At 59.8% G+C, this 10,767-nt stretch carries 12 protein-coding genes; 4 read left to right on the top strand and 8 right to left on the bottom strand.

The window, feature by feature from the left end; translation table 11 throughout:
* Positions 1-1,832, bottom strand: a 1,832-nt coding sequence (locus tag C5750_RS23470; protein WP_146118190.1) for a S8 family serine peptidase, incomplete at its 3' end; no start/stop codon positions are given.
* Positions 1,833-2,095: 263 nt separating this feature from the next.
* A complete protein-coding gene (locus C5750_RS23465) occupies positions 2,096-2,290 on the bottom strand; it encodes a hypothetical protein (RefSeq protein WP_130268961.1) in 195 nt (64 codons plus the stop codon).
* A 250-nt stretch (positions 2,291-2,540) separates the two neighbouring features.
* On the opposite strand from C5750_RS23465, the gene C5750_RS23460 reads away from it, so the two are divergent.
* A complete protein-coding gene (locus C5750_RS23460; RefSeq protein WP_105737305.1) occupies positions 2,541-3,518 on the top strand; it encodes a DUF2336 domain-containing protein in 978 nt (325 codons plus the stop codon).
* A gap of 17 nt (positions 3,519-3,535) precedes the next feature.
* On the opposite strand, the gene C5750_RS23455 is transcribed toward C5750_RS23460, so the two are convergent.
* The 3 genes from C5750_RS23455 to C5750_RS23445 are packed head-to-tail and all read right to left on the bottom strand — an operon-like array spanning position 3,536 to position 6,576.
* Positions 3,536-3,883: a DUF1491 family protein gene (locus tag C5750_RS23455; protein WP_105737303.1), complete on the bottom strand. Its 348-nt coding sequence runs from the start codon at positions 3,881-3,883 to the stop codon at positions 3,536-3,538.
* A 19-nt stretch (positions 3,884-3,902) separates the two neighbouring features.
* Positions 3,903-4,790 carry a peptidoglycan-binding domain-containing protein gene (locus tag C5750_RS23450; RefSeq protein ID WP_158531291.1) on the bottom strand — a complete coding sequence of 296 codons (888 nt, stop codon included), beginning with the start codon at positions 4,788-4,790 and terminating at the stop codon, positions 3,903-3,905.
* A complete protein-coding gene (locus C5750_RS23445; RefSeq protein ID WP_105737301.1) occupies positions 4,765-6,576 on the bottom strand; it encodes a sensor histidine kinase in 1,812 nt (603 codons plus the stop codon). The genes C5750_RS23450 and C5750_RS23445 overlap by 26 nt, the downstream gene beginning before the upstream one ends.
* A gap of 375 nt (positions 6,577-6,951) precedes the next feature.
* Between C5750_RS23445 and C5750_RS23440 the strand changes: the two genes are divergently transcribed.
* The gene (locus C5750_RS23440; protein ID WP_105737299.1) at positions 6,952-7,437 is read left to right on the top strand and encodes a DUF5330 domain-containing protein; all 486 of its coding nucleotides are present in this window, start codon (positions 6,952-6,954) and stop codon (positions 7,435-7,437) included.
* A gap of 77 nt (positions 7,438-7,514) precedes the next feature.
* The gene (locus C5750_RS23435; protein WP_105737297.1) at positions 7,515-7,955 is read left to right on the top strand and encodes a SufE family protein; all 441 of its coding nucleotides are present in this window, start codon (positions 7,515-7,517) and stop codon (positions 7,953-7,955) included.
* An 8-nt stretch (positions 7,956-7,963) separates the two neighbouring features.
* On the opposite strand, the gene C5750_RS23430 is transcribed toward C5750_RS23435, so the two are convergent.
* Both C5750_RS23430 and C5750_RS23425 read right to left on the bottom strand, forming a co-directional pair.
* The gene (locus tag C5750_RS23430) at positions 7,964-8,764 is read right to left on the bottom strand and encodes a DUF6456 domain-containing protein (RefSeq protein WP_105737295.1); all 801 of its coding nucleotides are present in this window, start codon (positions 8,762-8,764) and stop codon (positions 7,964-7,966) included.
* Positions 8,761-9,216: a helix-turn-helix domain-containing protein gene (locus C5750_RS23425; protein ID WP_245421220.1), complete on the bottom strand. Its 456-nt coding sequence runs from the start codon at positions 9,214-9,216 to the stop codon at positions 8,761-8,763. Before C5750_RS23425 ends, C5750_RS23430 begins: the two co-directional genes overlap by 4 nt.
* Before the next feature lie 196 nt (positions 9,217-9,412).
* Here C5750_RS23425 and C5750_RS23420 point away from each other — a divergent pair, with 196 nt between their 5' ends.
* Positions 9,413-9,700: a cytoplasmic protein gene (locus C5750_RS23420; RefSeq protein ID WP_105737293.1), complete on the top strand. Its 288-nt coding sequence runs from the start codon at positions 9,413-9,415 to the stop codon at positions 9,698-9,700.
* An 87-nt stretch (positions 9,701-9,787) separates the two neighbouring features.
* Here the strand turns inward: C5750_RS23420 and C5750_RS23415 are convergent, their stop codons facing one another.
* Positions 9,788-10,225, bottom strand: coding sequence for a Ros/MucR family transcriptional regulator (locus C5750_RS23415; protein WP_105737291.1), 438 nt, complete (start codon positions 10,223-10,225; stop codon positions 9,788-9,790).
* Positions 10,226-10,767 lie beyond the last annotated feature (542 nt).

The following is a 10,767-nucleotide window of genomic DNA, read 5'->3' as shown; positions in this document are numbered from 1 at the left end:
GCAAAGCCGCCATTCAAGGTGAGATCGCCGGTCACCCCCGTCGTATTGATCTTCAATCGCCCGCCGGCATTGGCCGTCACCGCCGCTGCCGTGCCATCGACGGTCAGAAGCCCGGTATCATTGATGATCGATGCCGAAACGATCGAACCGCCCAGCCCGATGCCGAGTTCGCCGCCATTGATCACCGTATCACCGCGATAGCTGTTTTTGCCCGTCAGCCACAACGAACCCGCACCGGATTTCGTCAGGCTGCCTTGTGTAATCTTGACATGCATCGCAATGGCTTCTTTGCGAGTAGCGATAGTCTTTACAAGATTATTGTAATAATCCTTGTCCTCAACACTCACGTTCGTCGGAGGGCCCTTATCCCAACCCTTAGTCGCCAGTTCGTCTACTAACTTTTGCAGATCTGCTCTTTCGGATACCGGGCGCTGCAACAAAGCGTCGTCGGTGATCGGATTGGACCAAGTATCCTTGATATTGCTTGGCGTGTTGATGTCGAATTTACCTGTTATAAATTGACCAGGACCATTCATTGCATGTTTCAGATTGATATCGCCCCAGCCATCCTCGTCAACGGGGATACGCCTAATCATGCCATCCTTGTTGACCGACGTAGTCAGCAGAACCTGGAGAACTTGTTGCGGTGTCATGTAAGGGAAACGGCTTTGAATAACTGCGAGGGCGCCGGTAGCGTGCGGCGCCGACATCGACGTACCGCTCTCAGCGAGATACTTGCCCTTTGGTATCGTGCTGTAAATGCCGCTGCCTGGAGCATCGACGCACCAATAGCGGGCAACACCACAACGGTTTGAGTAAGTATTTATGCCACCACCGCTAAAATCAGGAGACGGCCCCTTATTTGCCCATGCCACTGCAAGCCATTGATCTTCAAGTTCAGGACGGAAAAAGGGTAAACCTGCAAAAAGATCGGGATTCCGCATAGGCCCATCATTAGATGCAGAGACGACCTGAATAATACCATACCTGACGGCAGCATCCCCCACTGCGTCGAGCCAAGTCTTGTTGCCGCTCTCACTCAGTTTTCGAAAATTGCTATAAGCCTTCGTGAAATTCGGAATAGTATCGGTTTGATTCTCAAAATATTTTACCTCGTCGTGCGAATCTGATCCCCAGCTATTGTTAACAAATGTAACACCTTTGTTTGCAGACAAGGCTTTGTAAGCGGCCATGAAGTAATTATAGTCAAGCGTATCGGAGCCTTGCAGCCTGTTGTCATCCGTTCCATGTGTGTTTGCTTCATAAAGATTGACATCAAAAGCTACGCCATGCATCCCTTTGTCGTCTCTGGATGCACCAATTGTCCCGCTGACGTGGGTTCCATGCGAGTCATTGTACTTTGAATTGTAAGCCCCCGAAACATTGAACGCTTCTCCCTTTTTGAAGGGACCCCCGTTTTCATCTTCCCATTCTGTGCTGTCTGCGAAATATTCTCCAACAGTATTAACTAGGTGAATACGAGGGTTATTTTTGTACTCTGGATGATCAGTGTCGATACCAGAGTCCATAACTCCAACATCGCTTCCTTTGCCCGTCGCACCAAACGCATAAGCATATTCAGCACGCATCGCAGATAGGCCCCAATCGGATATGAATTCAGGAGTTCGCCATGTCGCCGCCGCCTTTTCCAGATCGTCGGTTTTGCTGCCATCCGCGTTGAAATACTTGCCCGACGCTTCCTGCGCATGCGCACTGGGGCCGGAAGCGGCGATGATCAGCGCGGCGCAGACACTGCTCATCAGATGGTTACGGAATTTGGACAAATGATCGGAACGTGCGGAAAAAACCGCAGCTGAGGCGTGAAAAGACATGAAATATGGTTCCCAATATCAATACCAGTCAAAATCAAAAATGCCGTCAAAAAGACGAATCGAAATCATAACAATATAGAATATATGCAGTCACAAGACGGCGCGACATTCAAGTGCAACGTGAAAACGCTCGCCGTTTTCGCCCCATTGTGGCAGAAAATCCATAGAATTGAATGCTCAGGATTGCACCCGATATCTATGTTCTATCTCTGATGGCTGATATTGCGGGCCGCAGTCCCCTTGGCAGCCGTGCGGTACAGCCCCTAGCCCGGCTGGGGTGTGGGATCGAAAAACCGGCTGCCCGGCTTGTCCTTGTCGCGCGGGCGGGCGGCCTGCGCCGGGCGCTCATAGCGCACGCCGGGAAAAATCATGATCTGCGCGGTTGCCGGCCGCGGCCCGGATTTGGTTGCCATGCGCTGGCGCATGGCGCTGCTTGGAAAGGTAATGACAAACCCCATTTCATCCATCCGTTCGGCCTGTTGATCTCCTTGATACGCACACGCTCATGCTGGTCTTGGCATCCGGCCAAAGCGCCGGACAACGGGCTGCTTTGCGCCCCCGCGGGGGCTGCGGACCGGTTCCGGTCCGCGCGCGCGATCCTGCCGCGCATAATTTCATTAGACACCCGCAGGGTTAACGGATTGCTAACGCTTCATGGCTCATTTTAGGCATAGTTTGGCGCCGTGCGTGATCGAGTGGAGTGTGTTCGTGAAGTATCCTGAGTTTCGGGCACTTGAAGACCGCAATGGCGGCAGCAAGGCTGACGATCTCCTCACCGCATCGATCACCGCCTTCTGCTGCGTCGCACGACCGGCAAAGAGCGATGCCCAGCAGCTGGAGGATCTCGCCGTTCCGCTGCTCGCCCTCGCCTCGCCGCGCGTGCGCCGCCATGCCGCCGCTGCCCTGTCCGAAATGCCGCATGCGCCCAAACGCCTGATCCTGGCGCTGGCCGAGGACGACGTTGATATTTCGGCGCCGCTGCTGTTGCGCTCGCCCGTGCTCACGCCCGCCGATCTCGTCGGGCTGATCGAGCTCCGGGGCATCGGCCATGCCCGCGCCATCGCCCGGCGCACGGTGGAGGACGCGGCGCTTCTGCAGGCCCTGCGCCAGCTGCACGACCCCGCCATCGACCGCGCCCTGGCGCTGCAGAGCGGCTTGCCCGCCGATAAGGAGAATGAGCCCTTGAAGCCTGTGGAAGCCGAATCGCCGCGCCTGCGTGAAACCCGCGAGGCGCTGCGCGCCCTGATGCGCGCATCCGATGCCGGTCTTTCCGCCGATCAGGCGCTGGCCGACCGGCTGATCGATGCCGCCCTGCTCGACGAAACCCACACGTTCCGCACCGTTTTCACCGCGGCGCTCGATCTCGACGGCGAAACCGCCGAACGCATCATCGGCCACGGGCTCAATGCGGAACTGACCATCGCGCTTGCCGCGCTCGGCCTTTCGGCGGAAGCGGCGCATCTGGTGCTGACGGGCCTGTTCGGCCTCGTGCACAAGGACCTGCATTCGCTGCGCCTGTTCGTGCAGTCCTACCGCCAGATCGATCAGGACAAGGCGCAGGCCACCGTCCAGCGCTGGAAGACCGAGGAAAACTCACAGAAGCTGCGGCAGAAACTGCGGGAAATGGCGGCGGATTTCGAACGCGGCGGCACGGCGCCCGGCCCAGCCAAGCGCCGGGTGTCGTAACACCCATCCGCCGGTGATCAGTCGCGGGCGAGCGGAAACAGCGCGCTGCGCTCGCCGCGGTATTCCTCGATCTCGACGACCCACAGATCGCGGTCCCAGCGTTTCTGCTTGTCCAGCGCCGCATCCGCCTCGGCTTCGGCCACGGCCGATTGCAGCAGGGTGAACTGCCGCTCGTCCGGCTTCGTCTCGTCATAGACCATCTGCGGCGCCGGGCCGAACAGGTCGTAGCTGCCGTCGGCATTGCGGAACTTGATGAAGATCGCCCCGGCTTCCGCCGCGCCCTTGTGGCCAAGCGCGGCAAAGGCACCGCTGCCATTGATGCGGCGCACCAGCGCGGAAACCCAGAATTCCGATGTCAGACGCATGTTGAGTCCCTGCCTGTGATCAGTTGATCAGGCCGATTTCCTGCATCTTGGCAAGCAGTTTCGCATCGGGCTCGCCGGTGACCGGCAGCTTGAACAGGTTCTGGAATTCGCGGATGGCGGTCTTGGTGCTGGCACCGACCTTGCCGTCGATCTCCACCTTGTCATTACCGAAGGCGCGCAGGCCCGCCTGGATGCGGACGATTTCCGCCGGCGCAAGGCTGCTGGCCGCCGTCAGCTTGTCGGCCGGGGTGGCCGATACGGTCTGGACGGTGGCTTTCTCGGCGTCGTGGCCGGGCTTGATCGCCGGGATCGCAATGCTGGCGGTGGTATCGCTGGCGCTGCCGACGGCGGGCTGCGCCGTCTCGATGCCCATGTCGGCCGAGGCCTTGCGGTAGGCCTCGATGGCGGCGCGGGTGCCCTTGCCGGCAAGGCCGTCGACGGCGCCGTTGTAGAAGCCGAGCGACAGGAGTTTCTGCTGCATCTTGGCCACTTCCGGATCGCCGCCGGGCGCCAGCACGGGCGTGCCGCCATTGCCGGCGGCATTGTTGATGGCCGCGGCGACCGGATCGGGATTGCCCTGCGGCACCGGCACGGAATTGACCCGGCGCACCGGCGCATCCGCGGCGCTCTGCTTCTGCGGCGCGCCGAGCACGCCGCCATCATGCTTGACCGGTTTGAACACCAGCTCCGGCCGGGTGCGGAAGAACACGCCGTCATGCACCTGCGGCTGGTACCACAGCGCATTGGCGGAGATGAAGCCGAGGGTCACCAGAAAGGCGGTCGCGCCGCCGGTGATCGTCGGATTGCGGGCAATCAGCCCGCCTGCCCCGATGGCGATACGGGCCATGTGGCCACGCTTGGGCGCGCGGCGCTTCCTGCTGTCAGGCCGATTTGCGGGCTTGCGCATGCGAACCTCCCTCACTGTCGCCGTCGGCCCGGAATTCGACGATATTGACCGGTTCCGCCGGAACCGGCTCGATCCGCGGACCGGCGAGTGGAATGAGAACATTCACCACCGTGCCCTCGCTGGGACGGCTGCGGATGTCCATCTGGCCGCCATGCAGGCCGATCAGGCCCTTGACGGTGGCAAGGCCAAGGCCGGTGCCTTCGTGCCGGCGCGTGTAATCGTTCTGCACCTGGCGGAACGGCTGGCCCAGCGTTTGCAGATCCGCTTCGGCAATGCCGATGCCGGTATCGCTGACGGAGAAGGCCAGCATGTCGCCATGCAGTCCGGCGTCGATCGTGACCACGCCGCCGCTTTCGGTGAACTTGACCGCGTTGGACACCAGGTTGATCAGCACCTGCTGGATGGCGCGCTGGTCGGCAACGACGGTGCCGATGTTGCGGCTGACGCGGTCGCACAGCGTCACGTTCTTCTGCGAGGCCTGATGCGCCATCATGTCATGCACCATGGTCACCGCATCCTTGAAGGCGAAGGGCTCGGCCATGATCGGATAGGTTCCGGCCTCGATCTTCGACACGTCGAGAATGGCATTGACCACCGAAAGCAGGTGCGTGCCGGACTGGTGCACCAGTTCGACATATTCGCGCTGGCGCGCATCCGGCAGCTTGCCGCAGATTTCCTGCAGCAGCACGTCGGAGAAGCCGATGATGGAATTGAGCGGGGTGCGCAGCTCATGGCTGACCGACGCAAGGAAGCGGCCCTTGGTCACCTCGGCGGCCTCGACCTGGGTGCGGGCGGCATCCAGCGCAAAGCGGTCGGCAACCGCATTGGAAATGTCCGTTGCCACGACGACAAGGCCATTGTCCCGGCTCTGCGGCACGCCGGAAAGGCGATAGGTGGCAAAGCGCACCGTGTGCGCCGGTTTCGCCGCATCGCCCGGTGCAACGCAGCGCAGCTTTATCTCCGCCGCCGTGGCGGCCGTACCGCTGCGCAGATCCGACAGGAATGCCAGGAAATGCACGCGGTCCGATACGTGCACGCGCTCGACCAGCGCCGTGCCGATCAGCAGGCCGCGGGCCACGCCGAAATGCTCCTGCGCCTTGCAGGACAGTGCGGTGATCATGCCGTCGCGGCCAAGCCCGATCACCACGCCGTCAACGGCGCTCTCCAGATCGGCGACCCGGTCGTCGCGGCGCGCTTCCTGACCGCGCGCCACCAGCGCACCGGCTGAACGGACCAGCAGCGTTGCCCCGTAGGCGAGCGAGGCCAGCAGGGAGAATGCCGTCAGGGTGACGTTGCCGCCCATCCACACCGACACGCCGAGGAGGACGGCAAGCACCGCCGCGGCAATGCCGCCGGAAAGGGCAAGCGCCTTTTGCGAGCGCATGACGAACCAGGCTTCGAGCGGGATTGCCGCGCCCATGATCCAGAGCAGGAGATTGGCGGACGGCGCCATGACGGCAATCAGCGCAATGGCGGCGCCGTAGGATGCCAGGGCAGCCAAGCCCAACCGCGCGGCGTTGCGAACCAGCGAGAGCGTCCCGCAGAAAATCATCGGCAGGGCAAAGACACCGACGCCGAGGCTGAGCATGCCGCCCGCTTCACTGAACAGGGAGTGGCTGGCGGCCAGCGCAACGGCCAGCAGGAACGGCATGACGAGGAAGGCACCGGCCATGCGGGCGTCCCTGTCGCGTTCGGCGGCGCCGGCAACAGATGTGCTCACCCAGCGTTTGCAGTGGCGCCGGTAGGCATCAGCAATTCTGGGCAGTGTGACGGAATGAATCGGCACCAGTTTTTTCCTGCTATCCGGACGGTCCGGCCGGGGCCGGATGCATCACGGTCATTTCAATGTCGCCGTTAACTTTTGCAGACGAGGCTTTAAGGAAAGGATAAAACCGGGGACGCAGATGTCCCGCACAACCGGTTTCGGCCGAATGTGCGGGGGCTTTTCAATGCATGGTAAATGAAGGGTTTCGGGTTGCCGCCGATTTGCCCGCCGAATCGCAAAACCGGCATTTCGGGCTCCAAGATTTCTTAATCCTTGGTTTCTATGATCGCTCAAATGCAAAACCGCGTCTCAACCGGTTTTTGCCTTGTCTGTGGCAATGTCCCGGCATGGGCTGCTCCTGGGAAGCAGGTCCGGTGTTGGCAGAGGATATCTGAAATGTTCTTCCTGATCAGGTTTGCGATCAAGTTCTGCTTCTGGATGTTTTTGATTTCGCTGTTCATTCCAGTGGATTCGAAGGACAATCCGCAAGGCGTGCCGCAACCCGGCCCGCTCGAGGCTTTCTTTGCCGCGCGCGAGACGATCAGCGATCTCAGCCAGTTCTGCACACGCAATCCCAATGCCTGCGAGACCGGCAAGGCAGCCCTGAACAATGCGGGCGTTCGCGCCAGCGAAGTGGCCAAGGTCGGCTACCAGTATCTCGACACGCAGCTGGGCGCCAAGACCAACGGCGCCGATGCGGCCGTTGCCGCCGCCCATGACGACGCGGGAGCCGTTGCCGCCTCCGCAACCGACAAGAGCGACCTGATCAAGGCCAAGCTGCGCGAGATGGCGATGCGCGAAATTCTGGAAGCGGCCATCCGCCAGCGCGAACAGTCCAATGCCGTCGACGGCAAGACAACGGGCACGATCGCAAAGAAGTAGCGGCTGCGACAGGAAAGACGGTGACGTCCGGCTTTCGCGTCACTATATGTGCCTCATCACCGTTCGAGACTGGACCTATGGCACAGACAATTGACGATATCATCGCGGATTTCGATTTCCTGGACGACTGGGAAGACCGCTACCGCTATGTCATCGACCTCGGCCGGGAACTGAAGCCCTATCCGGATGATGCCCGCGATGCGCAGCACAAGGTCAATGGCTGCGTCAGCCAGGTCTGGCTGAAGAGCACGCCGAGCGACGGCGCCGATCCGGTCATCGATTTCCTCGGCGATTCCGACGCGCATATCGTGCGCGGCCTCGTCGCCATCATGATGGTGCTTTATTCCGGCAGGAAGGCATCAGAAATCCTCGCCATCGATCCGGAAGCCATCCTGAAGAAACTGGGCCTGAACGAAAATCTGACGCCGCAGCGCTCCAACGGCCTGCGCTCGATGGTCGCCCGCATCCGCAACGAGGCGCAGGCGGTGCTGGCAACCCCGGGTGCCACGCAGCACTGAGCGCGCTGCTACCGCGCCAGCCGCGGGCGGTAATCCGCGGTTCCCCAGTGAATGATGCGCGCAGTGCGCCGGGCGGGCGATGGCGGGCAGTAATGCCGGTCCAGCGCCGCGAGCGCTGTTTTGAGGATGAGCTTGGCAGAGCGGACCGGCCACTGCCGTTCCCGCTCGACAGTCTCAAGGCCCTTGAGAAAGCAGCAGATATCCACCAGCACGCCGGAGAGTTCCGGTCCGACCGCATCCAGCGCCCGCTCGACCCGTTGCCTTGCGGCCAATGCGGCATCGGTGATTTCCAAGGTGCCATTGCCGGAGCGATGGCTTGTGCCGCTTCCCACGGCACTCCAGTTGGCGCCAAGCGGCGGCATGAAATTGCCAAGCGTATAATCGTTGCGCAATTGCTCCCCCGCCTTGAACGCGGCTTCGCTGATCAGCGGGACGCCGGATGAATCCCTGCGGCGGCGCAACAGGGCAAGTGGCGATTCGGCTTCGTTGCGCCGTACCGCCCCATGCCGGTTGTGCGGCGCCGCCAGCGTTTCAAGGCGATGCTGGGCGGCATAGGCGTCTGCTCCGCCGTCCACCCGGCGCAGGAATGCCCTGCCCGTATCGGTGATGCCGACGATGCCGCCCGCTGGCCGTGCCAGTCCTTCCCGTACGGCGTGGTCCAGCACCGCTGTCCCGATGGAAATCGCGCCGCCCGCCGTGCTTTCCAGCATCACCTTGCCATTGCCCGCGATTGCAGGCTCCGCCGGTGCCTTGGCCAGAAAGCACAGCAGCCTGCGCACGCCGGTATTGTTCTTGCCCTGGATGCTCATTGGCGCACCATGCCGCTGCGCAGGAATGCCGCCCGGAGAATGTTTTCAAGCGTCTGCACAACCCGGTCGAACTCCGGCTCGTCGCGCATATCCTCAATCAGATGACAGGCATGGTTGACCGTGCTGCGGTCGCGCCCGAAGGCACGCCCAACCTCCGTCATGCTCAGCGACAGCGTCACATGCGCCACATACATGCCGATCTGCCGGACGCGGGCCACCGACCGCTCGCAGCGGGAATGGGCGCGCAGCTCGCGGCCGCTGACATTGAAAAAGCTGGCGAGAATGTCGATGACACCATCGCAGACATGAAAGAGACGGCCATCCGGCGGTTCACCCCCATCGGACACAGCGGGTTTCACTGTCTTCGGTTTCGGACGCGCTCGACGGAGGATCTCAATCATCGCCCGCGCCTCGGCGGCAGAGCGGATCAGATGGGGAAAATTCTCGGACATGCTCGCTCCACTTCGCTTATAGGAATATCTTCTTATATTAGTCCCAGCAAGACCGTGGATAAGTTTTCCGGCGTGCAACCATCATGCCATTGTTTTCGTGGATTCTTTTTTGCAGCCCCCTCTTTAATCTAGGACTTTTGTCCTACATCCCTCAAGCCGGAGCAAAGTGTGTCCATCCACCATCGAGGACGGAAACATGGCTGAGAGAGAATGGACGAAGCAGAGGGCGGCATTCCTGGCTGCAAGGGATGCGGAGCACAGCAGGGCGCGGCAAAGGCTGGCGCTGCAGATTCTGTGTGGCGAAGATCTGGATGCGGCGATCGCGCTTGGCGCCGCGGAAAAGCAGACCTACTGCCGGCGGCTCAAACGTTTGATTGAAAGGGAAAGGATCAAGGGCGGCAAGGGGCACTGGAGCTATGACCTCAATCGTCATATCGGTCTCAAACAGGCCCTGGATACTTTGTTGAAATCCATGCCGGGCTGAAGTTCATGCCGGCGCGCATGGAAAAGATGCAGACAACAAAACGGCGCCCGAAGGCGCCGTCTTGCAAAGATTCTCGACTGCCTGTACTCAGGCAGCCTTTTTGCGCTTGCGGCCGAGACCCATGTTCTTGGCAAGACGCGAGCGTGCGGCAGCGTAATTGGGTGCAACCATGGGATAGGAAGCATCCAGATCCCACTTTTCGCGGTACTGCTCAGGCGTCAGACCATAATGGGTCATCAGGTGCCGCTTCAAAGACTTGAACTTCTTGCCGTCTTCGAGGCAGACAATGTAGTCATCCGCAACGGATTTCTTCGGATTGATTGCAGGCTTTGGCTTTTCCTGAATCGTGACGACTGCTTCTGCACCACTGCCGACCCGACCAAGAGCAGCGTGGACATCAGCAATAAGCGCAGGAAGATCGCCAGATGGCACTGAATTGTTGCTTACATAAGCAGCAACCAATTCAGCGGTCAGTTCCAGGAGAACGTCTCCAGCAGCTGTGTTTGAATTGTCGAATGTTGTCATCAAAGTCCAAATCCTTCATCTAATTTGAAAAGTTGGTATTACACGGGAAAGCAAGCAGTATAAATCTGCAAATATCAGAAACCCTGACACTGATGACGACACTGTATTCAGGATGGAGCTCTAATTGTCAAATCAATACTTCACCAAAAAAAGAAATATTTGTAATTTTTCCTTGATATTGAATTTACTGAGGACCTGGCGCCGGTTGGGCCAAGAAAGCCAAAATCCCGTTACACATGTGATAACATAAATGTTCACACGTGAACATCCGTACAACACCACTAAGACGAAAAATGGCAAAAATGAGGAACCAATCCGCATTTCACAAGCATTCTATAACAACGGAGGTTACTCAGTGCAGTGCCAGACCTACTTTAGTGCAACATGAGACAATAATAAGTATTTCTGTTTTTGATCAAAAAGACAAATTACGCGCAATTGCCCGCGAAGAATCCTGCCCGGAAACACGGATTGAGGGCCAAAAACGCAAAAATCGGCTGCAAGCGCGGCTTTTGTCACCGGGTTGGCAATGCGCGGCCAAT

The sequence above is a fragment of the Phyllobacterium myrsinacearum genome, from assembly GCF_002980555.1.
Classification (GTDB): Bacteria; Pseudomonadota; Alphaproteobacteria; order Rhizobiales; family Rhizobiaceae; genus Phyllobacterium; species Phyllobacterium myrsinacearum.
The sequence above is the reverse complement of the archived record's forward strand: the minus strand, read 5'-3'. Positions and strand labels throughout refer to the sequence as shown.

What these genes read in the sequence shown, in the direction of transcription:
- C5750_RS23465 (WP_130268961.1), bottom strand. Translation starts at nt 2,290, where the DNA reads ATGGGGTTTGTCATTACCTTTCCAAGCAGCGCCATGCGCCAGCGCATG.
- C5750_RS23455 (WP_105737303.1), bottom strand. Translation starts at nt 3,883, where the DNA reads ATGCGTCTGACATCGGAATTCTGGGTTTCCGCGCTGGTGCGCCGCATC.
- C5750_RS23450 (WP_158531291.1), bottom strand. Translation starts at nt 4,790, where the DNA reads ATGCGCAAGCCCGCAAATCGGCCTGACAGCAGGAAGCGCCGCGCGCCC.
- C5750_RS23440 (WP_105737299.1), top strand. Translation starts at nt 6,952, where the DNA reads ATGTTCTTCCTGATCAGGTTTGCGATCAAGTTCTGCTTCTGGATGTTT.
- C5750_RS23435 (WP_105737297.1), top strand. Translation starts at nt 7,515, where the DNA reads ATGGCACAGACAATTGACGATATCATCGCGGATTTCGATTTCCTGGAC.
- C5750_RS23430 (WP_105737295.1), bottom strand. Translation starts at nt 8,764, where the DNA reads ATGAGCATCCAGGGCAAGAACAATACCGGCGTGCGCAGGCTGCTGTGC.
- C5750_RS23425 (WP_245421220.1), bottom strand. Translation starts at nt 9,216, where the DNA reads ATGTCCGAGAATTTTCCCCATCTGATCCGCTCTGCCGCCGAGGCGCGG.
- C5750_RS23420 (WP_105737293.1), top strand. Translation starts at nt 9,413, where the DNA reads ATGGCTGAGAGAGAATGGACGAAGCAGAGGGCGGCATTCCTGGCTGCA.
- C5750_RS23415 (WP_105737291.1), bottom strand. Translation starts at nt 10,225, where the DNA reads ATGACAACATTCGACAATTCAAACACAGCTGCTGGAGACGTTCTCCTG.